Source organism: Aromatoleum aromaticum EbN1 (assembly GCF_000025965.1).
In the GTDB taxonomy this organism is placed as follows: Bacteria; Pseudomonadota; Gammaproteobacteria; order Burkholderiales; family Rhodocyclaceae; genus Aromatoleum; species Aromatoleum aromaticum.
Genome location: NC_006513.1, coordinates 4,116,437 through 4,130,281, shown reverse-complemented (window position 1 = coordinate 4,130,281; position 13,845 = coordinate 4,116,437). Strand labels below are relative to the sequence as shown.

Annotated in this window: 17 protein-coding genes; 7 read left to right on the top strand and 10 right to left on the bottom strand. The window is 65.8% G+C overall.

Annotation, left to right across the window (positions count from 1 at the left end; all coding sequences use genetic code 11):
• Window positions 1-7: 7 nt before the first annotated feature.
• A complete protein-coding gene (locus EBN1_RS19665; RefSeq protein ID WP_041646620.1) occupies window positions 8-226 on the bottom strand; it encodes a hypothetical protein in 219 nt (72 codons plus the stop codon).
• Between the two features lie 157 nt (window positions 227-383).
• On the opposite strand from EBN1_RS19665, the gene EBN1_RS19660 reads away from it, so the two are divergent.
• A complete protein-coding gene (locus tag EBN1_RS19660) occupies window positions 384-809 on the top strand; it encodes a CBS domain-containing protein (RefSeq protein ID WP_041646619.1) in 426 nt (141 codons plus the stop codon).
• 108 nt (window positions 810-917) lie between these two features.
• Here the strand turns inward: EBN1_RS19660 and EBN1_RS22920 are convergent, their stop codons facing one another.
• Window positions 918-1,223 carry a DUF3309 family protein gene (locus EBN1_RS22920; RefSeq protein ID WP_011239739.1) on the bottom strand — a complete coding sequence of 102 codons (306 nt, stop codon included), beginning with the start codon at window positions 1,221-1,223 and terminating at the stop codon, window positions 918-920.
• A 114-nt stretch (window positions 1,224-1,337) separates the two neighbouring features.
• Between EBN1_RS22920 and EBN1_RS19650 the strand changes: the two genes are divergently transcribed.
• The 4 genes from EBN1_RS19650 (at window position 1,338) to EBN1_RS19635 (ending at window position 3,872) form a co-directional block, all read left to right on the top strand.
• Window positions 1,338-1,499 (top strand): DUF1328 domain-containing protein, encoded by a 162-nt coding sequence (locus EBN1_RS19650; RefSeq protein WP_041646618.1) that lies wholly within the window; start codon window positions 1,338-1,340, stop codon window positions 1,497-1,499.
• A 65-nt stretch (window positions 1,500-1,564) separates the two neighbouring features.
• Complete coding sequence (locus tag EBN1_RS19645) at window positions 1,565-1,942, top strand: BON domain-containing protein (protein ID WP_011239738.1); 378 nt, start codon at window positions 1,565-1,567, stop codon at window positions 1,940-1,942.
• A gap of 195 nt (window positions 1,943-2,137) precedes the next feature.
• The gene (locus EBN1_RS19640; protein ID WP_241762777.1) at window positions 2,138-2,443 is read left to right on the top strand and encodes a BON domain-containing protein; all 306 of its coding nucleotides are present in this window, start codon (window positions 2,138-2,140) and stop codon (window positions 2,441-2,443) included.
• 61 nt (window positions 2,444-2,504) lie between these two features.
• On the top strand, window positions 2,505-3,872 hold the full coding sequence (locus tag EBN1_RS19635) for a phospholipase D-like domain-containing protein (protein WP_041646617.1): 1,368 nt from the start codon (window positions 2,505-2,507) through the stop codon (window positions 3,870-3,872).
• A 46-nt stretch (window positions 3,873-3,918) separates the two neighbouring features.
• On the opposite strand, the gene EBN1_RS19630 is transcribed toward EBN1_RS19635, so the two are convergent.
• Together EBN1_RS19630 and EBN1_RS19625 are read right to left on the bottom strand one after the other, a co-directional pair.
• Window positions 3,919-5,100 (bottom strand): AI-2E family transporter, encoded by a 1,182-nt coding sequence (locus EBN1_RS19630; protein ID WP_011239735.1) that lies wholly within the window; start codon window positions 5,098-5,100, stop codon window positions 3,919-3,921.
• A 12-nt stretch (window positions 5,101-5,112) separates the two neighbouring features.
• Window positions 5,113-5,628: a hypothetical protein gene (locus tag EBN1_RS19625; protein ID WP_041646616.1), complete on the bottom strand. Its 516-nt coding sequence runs from the start codon at window positions 5,626-5,628 to the stop codon at window positions 5,113-5,115.
• A gap of 268 nt (window positions 5,629-5,896) precedes the next feature.
• Between EBN1_RS19625 and EBN1_RS19620 the strand changes: the two genes are divergently transcribed.
• Window positions 5,897-6,070 (top strand): DUF1328 domain-containing protein, encoded by a 174-nt coding sequence (locus EBN1_RS19620; protein WP_041646615.1) that lies wholly within the window; start codon window positions 5,897-5,899, stop codon window positions 6,068-6,070.
• A gap of 24 nt (window positions 6,071-6,094) precedes the next feature.
• On the opposite strand, the gene EBN1_RS19615 is transcribed toward EBN1_RS19620, so the two are convergent.
• Window positions 6,095-7,618 (bottom strand): NAD(P)/FAD-dependent oxidoreductase, encoded by a 1,524-nt coding sequence (locus EBN1_RS19615; RefSeq protein ID WP_157866659.1) that lies wholly within the window; start codon window positions 7,616-7,618, stop codon window positions 6,095-6,097.
• A 456-nt stretch (window positions 7,619-8,074) separates the two neighbouring features.
• Here EBN1_RS19615 and EBN1_RS19610 point away from each other — a divergent pair, with 456 nt between their 5' ends.
• Window positions 8,075-8,350: a hypothetical protein gene (locus EBN1_RS19610; protein WP_041646614.1), complete on the top strand. Its 276-nt coding sequence runs from the start codon at window positions 8,075-8,077 to the stop codon at window positions 8,348-8,350.
• Window positions 8,351-8,422: 72 nt separating this feature from the next.
• On the opposite strand, the gene EBN1_RS19605 is transcribed toward EBN1_RS19610, so the two are convergent.
• From EBN1_RS19605 to EBN1_RS19585, 5 genes are all read right to left on the bottom strand, one after another.
• Window positions 8,423-9,223, bottom strand: a complete 801-nt coding sequence (locus EBN1_RS19605; protein WP_011239730.1) for an apolipoprotein A/E/C3 — start codon at window positions 9,221-9,223, stop codon at window positions 8,423-8,425.
• A 316-nt stretch (window positions 9,224-9,539) separates the two neighbouring features.
• Window positions 9,540-9,941 (bottom strand): ChaB family protein, encoded by a 402-nt coding sequence (locus EBN1_RS19600; protein WP_011239729.1) that lies wholly within the window; start codon window positions 9,939-9,941, stop codon window positions 9,540-9,542.
• A gap of 50 nt (window positions 9,942-9,991) precedes the next feature.
• On the bottom strand, window positions 9,992-10,807 hold the full coding sequence (locus tag EBN1_RS19595) for an endonuclease/exonuclease/phosphatase family protein (protein ID WP_011239728.1): 816 nt from the start codon (window positions 10,805-10,807) through the stop codon (window positions 9,992-9,994).
• Window positions 10,779-13,001, bottom strand: coding sequence for a VTT domain-containing protein (locus tag EBN1_RS19590; protein ID WP_241762880.1), 2,223 nt, complete (start codon window positions 12,999-13,001; stop codon window positions 10,779-10,781). Before EBN1_RS19590 ends, EBN1_RS19595 begins: the two co-directional genes overlap by 29 nt.
• Before the next feature lie 20 nt (window positions 13,002-13,021).
• Window positions 13,022-13,594 (bottom strand): ferritin-like domain-containing protein, encoded by a 573-nt coding sequence (locus tag EBN1_RS19585; RefSeq protein WP_011239726.1) that lies wholly within the window; start codon window positions 13,592-13,594, stop codon window positions 13,022-13,024.
• Between the last annotated feature and the right edge of the window lie 251 nt (window positions 13,595-13,845).

Genomic DNA, 13,845 nt, shown 5'->3' with positions numbered 1-13,845 from the left:
CGGGATGTCAATAGCTCGATTGCGGAGGCACCGTCGTGCCGGTGATCTCTTCGACTTCGCCCGGCTCGGCAGGGGGCGACGAGCGGCGCATCGTCGTCGCGCCCGGCCCCTGGCAGGGGATCGGCAGGCGTCGCGCGCGCGCACCGCGCGTGCGTGCGGGATCGAGGAAATACAGGGCGCTCGCGCCCAGGGCAAGCGTGCCGATCGCGATCAGGGCTGGTTTCATGATGAGTTCCACAGGGAGGGAAGGGTATCGTCGGCAGGAGCAAACGCAATGCCTGCTCGCACCGGGCTCCCCGGTCTGCAGGCGAGTTTCCGGGCACCGCTTTTGCATCGCTGCAGGGACGCAGGCGGTGCCTGCTTCCTGATTGAGGAGGTGCATCATGCAAGTCAGCGAGGCAATGACGATGGACGTGCGAATGCTCGATCCCGAGCAGACCATCGAGGACGCAGCACGCATGATGGCGGAATGGAACGTGGGATCGCTGCCGGTCAACGACGGCGAAAAACTCATCGGCATGGTGACCGACCGCGACATCGCGATCCGGGCGGTTGCGGCCGGGAAGAATTCCGATACTCGTGTCCGCGACGTCATGACCAAGGAAGTCAAATACTGCTTCGAAGACGAGGATATCGCCCACGTCGCCCGCAACATGGGTGACGAGCAGATCCATCGGCTCGTCGTGCTCGATCGCAACAAGCGGCTGGTGGGGATCGTGGCGCTCGCCGACATCGCGAACACGGAAGGCGCGGAGCCGGCCGGCGAAGCGGTGTGCGGCATTTCGGAACCGGGCGGTTCGACTCACTGAACGCTCCGCTACGGATGAGGCGGGCACGAATGAAATCGTGCCCCACCCGACAAAAACCGGATCCTGCAGGGTCCGGTTTTTGTTGGTGCGCCCGACACGACTGTGGCTCTATAACACCCCGAGCAGCACGAGCACCAGGAGTACAACCAGGAGGAACCCCAGCAGTCCGCTCGGACCGTAGCCCCAGGAACTGCTGTAGCCCCAGGTAGGGAGTGCCCCCACCAGCAGCAGCACCAGCAGGATGAGAAGTATCGTCGATAAGGCCATGATCGTCGTCCTTTGAAGGCAGGCGGCCGATGCCGCGGTAATCAGGACGTGCAGCTTCCGTGCCCGGCGCACCGCAATCGATGCAGCCACGTCTGGCCGGCGAGGCGCGTCCGCGCATGTAAGCGTTACAACATCGGTGGCGATCATGCGCTTCTCCCGGATGGCATTCGGACGGTGATGTTGCCGCATGCCCGGGCATAGGGTTTGCCTCTCCCACGGTGTCAGCGGGAAATTCCCCCTGTCTGGAAACGGAGGTGTCCCATGTTGTATTACGCAGCGATATTCCTCGTGATCGCAATCGTCGCCGCCCTGTTCGGCTTTGGCGGAATCGCGAGCGGTGCGGTCGGCATCGCCAAGATCCTTTTCTACATCTTCCTTGTGATCGCAGTGATCTCCCTGATCCTCGGGATCATGCAGAAATAGAACGTCGCGCCTGCGCTCACCGTGGTGAGGTGCGCAGAGTGCGGACATCGAAAGGAGGTCTGCTCATGAAGCGTCGATTCTCGATTCTCGTTGCCTGCCTGGGCCTTGCCCTCGCAGGGTGCAACGACCGTCCGGCCGAGCCGGGCACGACCACCGGAGCCGCGCCCGGCACGACCGCGGACACCACGGAAAGAGTGGACACCAACGCCAACCGCGCGGGCCAGGCAGTCGATGACGCCGTCCTCACGACGAAGGTGAAAACGGCGCTGCTGGCCGAGGAAGGCCTGGACGCCGGCGCAATCAGTGTCAGCTCGGAAAAAGGAGTCGTGACGCTGACCGGCAGCATTCCGGCCACCCAGGTCCCGCGTGCCGACGCCGTTGCGCGCAAGGTCGAAGGCGTGCAGGAAGTGATCAATGCGCTGGCGGCGCCGCCGCCGTCTTGAGCCGGATATCGGCTCCTGTCCTGCGCAAGTACGCAAGGACGGCAGCCGCCACCAGTTTGTCCTTGCCGCCGTACATTGCGGCGAGGCAAACGCGGCGCTGTTCGGCGCCGGGTAAGCGTGAAGGCGTCGCAGTTCCAGGCGATGCCGGTGATTTCCCAGAACGGAGGACCACAGAAAATGACAAGCAGAAGAACAATGCTGACTGCCGCTCTCGCGGCGCTTGCCCTGCCCGTCGTCAGTGCGTGCGCGGGGAGCCGGTCGCGCGAATCGACTGGCGAATACATCGACGATGCGACGATCACGACGCGCGTGAAAGCCGCGCTGATCGACGACCCGCAAGTCAAGGCGCGCGAGGTGAACGTCGAGACTTCGCGGGGCGTGGTGCAGCTGAGCGGCTTCGTCGCAAAGTCCGGAGACGCGGAACGTGCCGTCGAGATCGCGCGCAAAATCCCTGGCGTCAAGTCCGTCAAGAATGACATCAGGGTCAAGCCGGCGTACTGACAGCTGCTTTGGAAACGCTTCCTTTGACGGCGGGCGCGAATGCTTCGACGGCGCGTGGTGCGTGCTGCTCGTTCCGTTCGCGCTTGCGGCCTGCGCCACGAGCCCGGCCGTCGATACGGTGGGTCTCCCGGTGCGTCCCTCGCCGGCCTCGGTCGAAGTTCGCGTCGAGCACGCGGACGGGGCACTGCGCACCGATCCGTCACCGAAAGTCGTGCAGCAGCTCGATGCCGACCGTGTCGGGAAGGAACTGCTCGTACATCATCTCGCCCATGTCGAGGACGCGCTCGCGACGCCGCTGGTTCTCGGCAACGACGCGCACCTGCTTGTCGACGGCCCGGCGACGTATCGGGCGATGTTCGCGGCGATCGAGAAAGCGCGGCGCCGCATCCATCTGGAAACCTACATCCTCGAGTCGGGGGAGCAGGGCGACCGCCTCGCCCGTCTCCTTGCAGCGAAGCGCCGGCAGGGCGTGGAGATTCGCGTCCTGTACGACAGTGTCGGCTCGCTCGACACGCCTCCCCGATATTTCGAGGACCTCGTCGCCGCCGGCATCGCGGTATGCGAATTCAATCCCGTCAATCCGCTGAAACTCGCAGGTGATCCGCGGCTGAGCCTCAACAACCGCGACCATCGCAAGCTGCTCGTCATCGATGGTCAAATCGCCTTTACCGGCGGCATCAACATCAGCGGCGTGTATCGCGCCGGTTCGTTCGGCAGCAAGCGCCGCGTGCCGACTCGCGACGAGGGGTGGCGCGACACCCACGTGATGGTGCGGGGACCGGTCGTGAGCCAGTTCGAAGAGCTGTTCAACGACGCATGGCGCGAGCAGCGCTGCCCGTCTCCGGTAGTGCGGCAGGCGACCCGCACCGAGCGTGCCGGGAGCATGGCAATGCGCCTGGTCGCCGCCGATCCAGTGTCGGAACGCAGTGAGCTGTATGTCGCGCTGATGTCCGCGCTCGACCATGCGCGCAAGCGGGTGTGGCTGACCTACGGATATTTCGTGCCGGACGAACGCACCCTGCAGTCGCTGCGCGACGCGGCGCAACGGGGCGTCGACGTGCGGCTCGTGCTGCCCGGTTTCAGCGATTTCTGGGCGCCGTTCCACGCCGGTCGTTCGCATTACCAGGACTTGCTGAGCGCCGGGGTGCACATCTACGAACGGCGCGACGCGCTGCTGCATGCAAAGACCGCAGTCATCGACGGGGTGTGGTCGAGCGTCGGATCGACGAACCTCGACTGGCGCAGCTTCGTGCATAACTTCGAAGCCGACGTGCTGGTGCTCGACGGCGCATTCGCACAAGAAATGGAAGAACTCTTCCGCCTCGACCAATCGGCTTCCCACGAAGTGACGCCCGAGCAGTGGAAGGATCGCGGCGTGCGCGCCCGGCTGCTCGAATGGCTCGCACGACGCTGGGAATATCTCCTGTAGCCGGGCGCGAAGGGAAGCTCCCATGATCCGCAGCTGGAAAGAACGGTCACTGCGCAGGAGGGCCTGTTTCTTGCGGCGACAGCGGCGAGGGCGTCACCTCCTGCGTCCCCGTGGGCGATTCCGCATCCTCCTCGACGTACAGCATACGCACCAGCACCAGCGCGATTGCCGTCAGCGGCGTCGCGAACACGACTCCCAGCGCGCCGAGCAACGCGCCGAGGAGCACTTGGGCGCTGATCGTCAGCGCGGGCGGCAAATGCACGCTGTACTGGTCGATCAGCGGTGTGACGACATAGTTTTCGGCCATCTGCACTGCCAGATAGAGCAGCAACACGTAGAACGCGTCCGCCGGACCGGTAGCAATCGCGACGAGCAGCGCGGGAAGCGCCGCAAGGACCGGGCCGATGTACGGGACGAAATCGAGTATGAAGGCGATCAGCCCGAGCGCGAGCGCGAGCTGGATATCGAGCAGCCACAGCCCGACGGTGACGCTCAGGCCGACGACCGCCATGCGCGCAAACGTGCCGATCAGCCACCAGCGCATCGTCGTCGTCACCGTGTCGAGCACTTCTCGGGCGCGCGAGCGCGCGTGGGCGGGGGCCAGCAGCAGCAGGCCGTGGCGATACACTGTGGGCGTCGCGGCGCCGTAGACACCGATGAACACTGCGATGAGCAATCCCGCGATTGCACCGATCGTCATCGAGAATGCGTCTCCGAGGCGCGTCAACCACGTGCCGTCCTCGGGGAGCATCGCGCTGAGGTTGCGCTCCGAGAAGAGAATCCGTCCCCACTCGTAACCGTAGACGCCGTTCAGCATCTTCTCCCACGCGAGATGCAGGCTGGGTCCGAGCTGGTCGAGCTGGCTCGCCATTTCGTTGCCGAGGAGAGCCCCTCCGACGATCAGCACCGCAGCGAGCGTCACCAGCACGACACCGAACGACACTCTCCCGGACAGGCCGGTCAGGGCACTCACGCCGTCGCCGAGTCCGCGCAGGAACACCCCGACCAGGACGCCGGCGAACACCAGCAGCAATACGTCGGCGACGGTCCACACCAGCAGGCCGAAGACGACGATCAGCAGAACCATCGAGACGATGACTATCGAGCGGTCGGCGCGACGGGCGTCGGCGTCGCGCGCGGCTCGCGGCGGCGTCGGCAAGGCGGCTTCGGTCGGCCGGGCGGCGGCGCGTGCGAGGCGGCGAGCCGGCAGGGTGCGCCCGTATTTCAAGCGGCGGCCTCCTCAGGCCCGTATCTTCGCCGGAAGTCTCCAGTCAATCCCCGACGGCCCCCCCGGTCGCGGCACCGAAAGAGGAGCCAGCGCGACGGCCAGTGCGGTATCCGGACCGATCATTGGCTCGCCGGGCGTGACCGGGCCCTCATCGGCCATGCCGACGACCTTCACCGTGAATTCACGTCTGCCGTCGGCGGGGCGGACCGTGAGCGTGTGCCGGTCGCTGTCAGTATTTCCGACAAACATGTCGGCGCTGATGATCAGTCCCGCCGCCAGTCCGTCCGGTGTTTCGGGCGATGTCGCTGCGTTGTGCGGATCGGCGGGCGAAGGCGAACCGCCCGGCGCCGCACGAACGTCCTCGTCGGGAATCATGCCGACGCGCTTCGGTTTCGCCGCACCCGCCCATACCTCCTGGAAGCTCGGGGCCGATGCCGCAGGCATTGTCCGATGAATCGTTCCGCCCGCGAGCGCCACGCTGATGACCAGACTCGCGCCGGCAAATGTCGTGATGATTTCCCCTAGCATGACGTCGTCTCCGCTAGAACCCGTCGTACCATTCCCGATGCAAGCTCCATGCCCACCTGCGCAGCGCTTTCAATGGGTACGGCGTTTGCTGCCCGTTACGGAACGAGGCGGGATGCAAGTCGTGTTCTCGGTGCCGGCGAAAAGCGGAAAACTTCCTGTCAGCGGTAATTTCTCCCGGTTTTCCCGGTCGAAAAAACGAAAGCAGCGTCGCGAATGCAGTACCGCGATTCCCGGATCGCTCCCCGATCCGCCACAAGGAGTAAATAAAATGATCAAGTGGGCGATCATCTTCTTCGTCATCTCTGTCATCGCCGGCCTGCTCGGCTTCACGGGCGTCGCGGCAGGGGCCGCCGGTATCGCGCGAGTGCTGTTCTACATTGCGCTGGCGATCTTCCTCATCGTGCTGGTGTTCGGCGTGCTGCTTGGCGTCCTCGTGTTCTGAACCGCGCGCGGCGCCGGCGGCACTTCAGTGGAGTTTCAGGCGCGGCCGGGCGCGCCGGGGCAGCCATTCGCCGACGGTCATCAGCAGCGTCCGCATGCCACCGAGCAGGACCGCGAGGTGGCGGCGGTACAGCATCCAGTAGCTGAGGCGCGCGAACAGGCCGCCGACACCGTTTCGATCCCGGCTCGTATCACCGGCAGGTCCTTCGTTGCGGCCTGGCGATAGCGCGCCATGCTCGCGGTAGCGGAACGGGATCAGCGATTTGCCGGCCAGGCGTCGCTCCAGCGAGTGGGCGAGCAGCTTCGCCTGCTGCTGCGCGGCGCGGGCCAGCGGAGGGGCCAGCGTGTCGCCTTCGGACGAGACGCAGTTCGCGCAATCGCCTATGGCGAAGATGTTGTCGTCGCGGAAAGTCTGCAGTGTCGTGCGGACCAGCAACTGCTGCCGCTCGTTCGTGTCGAGGGCGCCCAGCGACGCGAGCACTTCCGGCCCCCGGATGCCCGCTGTCCAGACGACCAGGTCCGCGGCGAGGATCTCCCCGTTGCCCAGCAGCACGCTGTCGTGCCGCACTTCGGCAACCCGGCGGTTCAAGCGCACGTCGATGCCGCGCCGCACCAGTTCGCGATGGATGCGCTCCGCGGCTTCCGCCGGAAGCGGCGCGAGCAGCCGGTCGCTCGCCTCGATCATGCGGATCTTCACCGGCTCGCCCACCTGGCGCAGCAGGTACCCGCACGAGGCGATCTCCTCGACCGCGCCGGTCAGTTCGTCGGCAAACTCGACTCCGGTCGTGCCGCCGCCGACGATCACCAGCTGGACTGGCCGGGCAGCGTCCTGTCCGGCGCCGGCGCACAACGACAGCAGCCGGCTGCGAAAGTGTTCCGCGTCCGCAGCGCTGTTGAGCGAGATCGCATGGCGTCGCACGCCCGGCGTATTGAAATCGTCATCGGTCGCTCCGATCGCGATCACCAGCGTGTCGTACCTGAGCTGCCGGCGCGCCGCCATTTCGACGCCTTCCTCGTCGATGAGCGGCGCAAGCCAGATCTCGCGACGATGGCGCACGAGTCCTTCGATGCGCCCCGGATGAAAGCGGAAATGGTGCTGTCGCGCCTGCTGCAGATAATCGAGCGCCTGTTCGTGCGGACTGCGCGTGCCGGCCGCGATTTCGTGCAGCAGCGGCTTCCATAAGTGGGCGGGCATCGGATCGATCAGGACGACTTCGGCTTCGCCGCGCCGGCCGACGCCATCGCCCAGGCGCGCCGCCAGTTCCAGCCCGCCGGCCCCCCCGCCGACGATGACGATGCGGTGTGACGTGGTGTCGGTGCAGGCGCCGGGCCAGGCGGGGTTCGACGTCGGCTTGTCGCGCCTTTCGTCATCCTCGGGTAGAAAGTCCTGTCCCGGCGTGCCGAGGAAATACGCGAGCGCTGCAGTGCCGACTGTGGACGTCTGCATCGCGCCGGACCACGCGGCGATCGATGTGGTCGAGGACGCGTGCGACCGGGCGAGGTCGAGAAGACGTGAAGCGTACGGAAAGTTACCTGCCAGTCCCGTCATCGCTGCACCTTAGGGGAAATGATTGTAATTCCGTCCGTTGGGCAAGACTTGTTCCTGCAGGCAGAGGCCGGCGCGTCGGAACCCGCGGGAGGTGCCGAACACGTTTCTGAAAGTACGTCGCCGACACCCGAAAAGTTGTGGAATCATGCGCAAATACTGGTTTTCATGTCTTGTGACAAAAAAATAGTAACGGTACGCTAGCCCCAAGTTGGGTCTTCGTCCAGGATGGATGAGAGAAGCTGGCTCGAATCCTGCTGTAACTGAGTATGAGCCGGTGCTCCCGAGCCGGCCGCACGATGAAGCAGCGCGTTTGCTTGGGTGCGCTCACGAGCGCCAATTTACCGGTCGCCCTGTCGACGCGGGTCGTGGTGTAGGTAAACGCCGAGGGCCATTATGCATTGTTCAATTTATTGCCTGATCTCCCGCCTCGAAGAACTGCAGCCCACGATGGCGAGGATGACTGATGCCGGTGTTTCGAGCGAAGACCTGACGATGGTTTTTCACTCGGGCGGTTACTGGCTGTCCCGCAAAGCCGAGGACACGCTCGATATGGGGCCGTCCATGTGGGACGCGCCATTCATTTCGATGGCGTTGTGGTGGGAACTCGCAACATTGGGCCTGACCGGAAGCCGCCCGGAAGCGCCTTCCCGTCGACGCTGCAACGCCAGTCCCGCAGTGGTCGTTCCGCTGAACATTTTCGAAGAGCGGCGGCTGCGCAGGCGCGGGAATTAACCCGCGCCCTCCGTTTTGACATCTGCCGGCGCGCTCCGGCCACTGTCCGGCGCGCGCCGTCCGAGTGACCGATCAAGCGGCCTTGTGCGAGCGTGAACCACGCTCGGAGCGTGTTGCCTCCTCGCCCGCGCGGGACATCTCGGCCCGTGCTTCCTCGCCTGCTTCACGCGTCTCTTCAGCCAACTCCTCACTGTGACGCCGCGCCGTTTCGGCTTGGCGGCTGGTGAGCTCTCGACTGCGTTCGAAACCTTCGCGTACCGTCGCCCGGAACTGTTCACCCCCTTCGCGCAAGGTTTCGCGCGTCGACTCGCTGAACGAGTCCGTTGCCATCGCGAGCTCGTCGGCCTGCTGGCGTACCAGTTCCTTGAGATCGTCGAGACTTTCGGTCGCCTGATGCTGCAATTCCTGCAGGCCGGTCTGCCATGCTTCGGTCAGATCCATCGTTTGTTGTTCCCACAGACGTCCGAGGTGGCGCTGAATCTCCCCTGCCGTACGGTTCGCGTGGCGATTCGATTGCAGCAGTGTGTCGGTCGTGGTCGAAAACAGGCGCTTCGCCCGCTCGTCAGCGAGCTCGAAGAAATGCGAATAGTCGGGAAAACCCATCGCCGACAAGGCGCGGGCCTGGGCGCGCATGAAAATCCGCGCGCTCGCCGCCTCCATGTCGTAAAACTGGCCGAACCCGCGCAGCGTCGTCGCCGTCATGTCCACCGCTTCCCGCCCGCGACTGCCGAAGCTTTCCTGCTGTCCTTGCTGGCGAGAGGATTCAGCACTCATCTCTTCGTTTCTCTGCTGACCTGCCTCTTCATTCTGCCGACCTGGACGTTCAGCCGTTTGTCGACGGGGATCTTCATTTGTGTGCCGTTGCTGGGCCATATGAGTACTCCTGCGCAGTAAAACGTGTTGAAAGATGCGAAATGGCCGGCGTCCGGCCATTTCGCTGCTGGTCAACCCTCGCTGTCGAAGGTTGCTGTTGCATAGCAACATCAGGGCCCGTTTTGGGGAGTGGCGGGAAATGTGTCCCGATCCGGCGCCGCGCCCGGGATCGCGAGGAATCGAGGAGTTGCGCGTCGTGGTTCGGCAGGCGAGCTTTCGTGAAAAAGATACAGCTCGTGGAAAATCCTACTCGCGCGGCCTGCGCCCGTACGGGCCCCTCGCAAGCAGGCCGCGCGCGACGAGAGGCAGGCGGCCCTCAGTCCTGCCGGGAAGCGATCGCGCGCGCCAGCTCTTCCTTGGTCATGCGCGAACGTCCGCGGATGCCGAGCCCCTGGGCGCGCTCATAGAGCTCCTGGCGCGTATGCCCGAGAACGTCCACGCCGCCGAAAGTCTCGCCTCTGGCACGCTTGCCACCCTCTCGGTCGGCGGTGCTGCGGCGGGCTTGCGGATCGGACGGGCCGGGTTTCGCCTTGGGCTCCCAGTGATCGCCGACTTTTTCGAAGCTGTGCTTGAGCGCCGCGATCGCCGTACGGCTCGCGCGCTCGCCCGGACCATATTCTTCCTCTGCGCTCCTGAGCGTCTTCGCATAGGTGCGCTGCGCTTTCGGCGGCGAGCGCTTCAGCGTGCCGGGCAGTTCCACGTGTCGATTCCTGGGCATGTCGGTTTCTCCTGGCGTTCGGGCAACCTGCATGGTTTCGCGTTCAAGTTTCATGCCAGGGTTGCGCTCGCGACGTCGCGCAGCCGGACGTGGGGGATCACCGGACGCCTGCCGGTCGCGATGATCGCTTTCACGGGGAGGTGGTCGGAGGCTTTGCGCGAAGTGGGCGAACGGTGCGTCTCGAACGCCAGCAGGTTATGGCGCGGCCGCACCCACACGCGGTCGAGCGCGAACATCGGCAGCCATACCGGGAACGAGCGCTCCCCGGGAGCGTGGCCGAGAATGCCGTGCAGCCAGCGCAATGGGCGCCCGAGTGGCAGCCATTCGTTGATATCGCCGAGGACGACGACAAGCTGGTCCATCGGCAGGTCGTGCAGCAGCTTCAGCATCTTGCGTACCTGGAAACGGCGCTCCGCCGGCCGCAGGCCGAGATGCGTGACGATGACGCGCACGACCTCGCCCTCGACGTCGAGGTCGACTTCGAGCGCGCCGCGCGGCTCGCGCCGGTTGAAGCTCAGATCGTGCTGGCGCACTCCGAGCACCGGCCGCCGCGTCAGCAGCGCGTTGCCGAATACGCCTTCGTGCCGCACGATGGTGTGGCCCGGAATCGCGGTCATCGACGCGGCGTGCGCGAGAAAGTCGAGCTGCATCGAATCGTGGCGACGGTCAGGCTGGTTATCGACTTCCTGCAGGCCGATGGTGTCGCAGTTCAGCTCGGCGATGACGCGTGCGACGCGCGAGGCGTCCTCGCGGCGGTCGGCTCCGACGCAGCGATGGATGTTGTACGTCGAGATCCTCAGGCAGTCGCTGCCGAGAGCTTCGTCGAGGTTGCGCCAGCTAGCGAGCCCGGTTGCCTGTGTCGCCATGCGGTACGGCCTCCCTGTGCTGGCTTACCAGCCAGCGGCGGACCGCCAGCGTCAGCAGGCTCACGCCGACGACGGCAGCGGCGAGCACGGTGTAGTTGATCTGCGTCGGATCGTGCAATGCGGCTTCGAGCTGGTCGCCGAAAATCGTCGTCGCCAGCGTGCCGGGCAGCATGCCGATCAGCGTGCCGAGCATGAAGTGCCACAGGCGGATGCCGATCGCCGCAGCCACCAGGCCTTCGACCGCGAAAGGTGCCAGCGGCACGAGCCGCAGCGCCGTCACCGCCAGCAGGCTGCGGCGGCGCAGCGTGTCGGTGATGCGCCGCAGGGGGCGGCCGGCGAAGCTGTGCACGGTGTGCCGGGGCAGGTACAGGCCGGCGACGTACGTCAGCAGCGCCGCGATCAGGATGCCCGACAGCGCGTAGGCGAAGCCGAGGAAAGGACCGAACGCGACCACCGCTGCGAGCGTGATCAGCGGTCGCGGGAACATCACGATGCATGCCGGCGTGTAGGCGACAAGGATCACCAGCGGCGCCCACGGGCGGCCAGCGAATTCCTCCGCCCAGGCGGTGATGCGCGAGGCGTCGACCCAAGCGGCGAGCGGGGTGTAGCGCCACATCGCGGTGAGCGCCCCGACTACCGCGAAGAACAGCCCGACTTTCAGTGCAACGCGCTTGACGAGCTTGCGCCGGTGGCGCGGGGCGACCTCTTCCTCGACCGCGACTTCCGGACTGAACTCCTCGATCAGGCGGTCGAGCGAAACCGGCGCTGCCGGATCACCCACGCTCGCCAGTTCGATGACGGTCTCGGGCCACTCCGGCAGGCGTTCGATCGGCTTGAGCGTGCGGGTGCGGCCGGCGAGGGCGTCGATCGTGCCGCGCAGCGTTCCCTGCTGGCGGAACGCGTCCTCGACTTGCTGCGGCGCGACGGCGAGGTGTTCGGCGAGCAGCTCGTTGCGAAACGCGTGGATCGTCGCGGCCACCTGCGGGTCGCCGCGCGCTTCGAGCGCTGCGTCGCATTCGGTGTCCATGCCCATCGAGCGGTTGCACAGGTTCGCCGAACCGATGCGCAGGACTTCGTCGTCGACGATCATCAGCTTCGAATGAAGGTCGATGCAGATGTTTTCATCGAGGCCGTCGATGTGAGGGTAGAAGATGTGGAACCGCCCGTAGTGGTCGGCGACGCGCAGGCGCTGGATGAGGCGCGTGCGCAACACGTGCATCGTGTGTTCCTCGAGCCAGCCGTGGCTGAACAGCCGGACCACGACGACGATCTCCGGCCCGTCCGGCTCGGCGAGCCGCGCGGCAAGCGCCTCGCCGATGCGGTACGCAGTGAAGTACTGGTTCTCGATGTAGATCAGCCCGCGCGCGGCGGCGATCATGTCGAGGTATAGCGCCTCGACTTCGTGAATGCCTGTCTGCAGCGCAGTTTCGGGCAAGGTGCGGGCGAGCGCGACATCGATGTCGGTGAAATCGATGTCCAGCGACGCCGGCCAGCGTGACGGCGCTGGCGCCGGCGGCGGCAGGGCGTGGCCGGTCGCGCCCATCCAGCGCGCCCGTGCGATCCCGGCAAGCGCGAGCGCCGCTTGGCCATCCACCGCCATCATCAGGTCGTGGAACGGCGGGTAGCGTGCCTCGCCGCATACGCGGTGCGGTTCGTCGGGGCTGTGGGCGGGAGTGTCCCAGCGTCGTTCGGTCAGGTCGAAGCCGCCGATGAAAGCCAGCGCATCGTCGATGACGACGATTTTCTGGTGGTGCGAACCGCTGACCGGATGCGTGTTGTCGTAGGCCAGATGCACGCGCCGGTGTGCGCGCCAGCCGAAGCCGTAGGTCGGCGGCAGCTCGCGGTCGACACCGAACACCAGCGGGTAATCCCAGTCGAGGATGTGCACGTGCAGCTCGCGCTGGCGCCGTGTGAGCCAGTTCAGGAAGTCACCCAGACGGGCCGGAGGGCCGTCGTCGCGAGTCTCGGGGTCGAAGCGCAGGCAGGTGTTGCTGTTGAAGTCCCACGCCAGGATCAGGATCGAGCGCGTCGCGCGCTCGGCAGCGGCGACGAAGGCCTTGAAGTACGCCTCGCCATCGACGAGCAGTCCGACCCGGGCGGCCCGCGCGACGGTGAAGCAATTGACGCCCGGCCGGAACAGGCTCTCCCCGGGGTCCCGGTGTTTCCGGCTTTCGCTCAATGTGGGCGCGTCCACCGGTTGCAAGGCATGCTCCGTCAGGCCCGCCGGCCGATCTGTTCGATCAGCGACTGCATGTCGTCGGCGTGTTCCTCCTCGACGGCGAGGACGTCCTCGAAGAGGCGCCGCGTGGTCGAGTCGGTTGCTCCGATGTACTGCACCGCCTCGCGATAGCTGTCGATCGCGATCCGCTCGGCGACGAGGTCTTCCTTGATCATGTCGATCAACGACGTGCCTTCGATGTATTCAGCGTGGCTGCGCGCGGTCAGCGTGTCGGGCGAAAAATCCGGCTCGCCGCCTAGCTGGGTGATCCGCTCGGCGAAGCGGTCGGCATGCTCCTCTTCCTCGTGCGCGTGCTCGAGGAACTCTTCGGCGACGCCGGCCGAGGTCAGGCCTTTCGCCGTGTAGTAATGACGTTTGTAACGCAGCGTGCACACGATCTCGGTCGCGAGCGCTTCGTTGAGCAGCCGCAGGATCGTGTCCCGGTCGCCGGAGTAGTTCTCGGTCAGGGCACCTTCCTCGATGTGCCGCCGCGCGCGCTCGCGCAGCGTTTTCACGTCGGACAGCATGGCGGGGGCGGGGGAGGTTTGCGGGTCGGGCTGGCTGGGCATTTAGAGCTCCTGTCGGGTATGAGGATGAAATGGAGCGAGGGCACCCGGCAGCGAGCACGACTCCCGGCTTCCAGCAGGTCCGGCTGCGATTGGCGTCCCGGGGGAAGGACGGCAATCGCGTGGCGTCGCTGGACGACCTGGCCAGACTCGTCGTGCTCGTTCCCGGAGCCCTCGCGATGGTCCATGCGAACAGCGTGCCCGGGGGAGGGGCAGCTCGTGGCCGGGCACGGGCCTTGCACGCCTTGGAACGC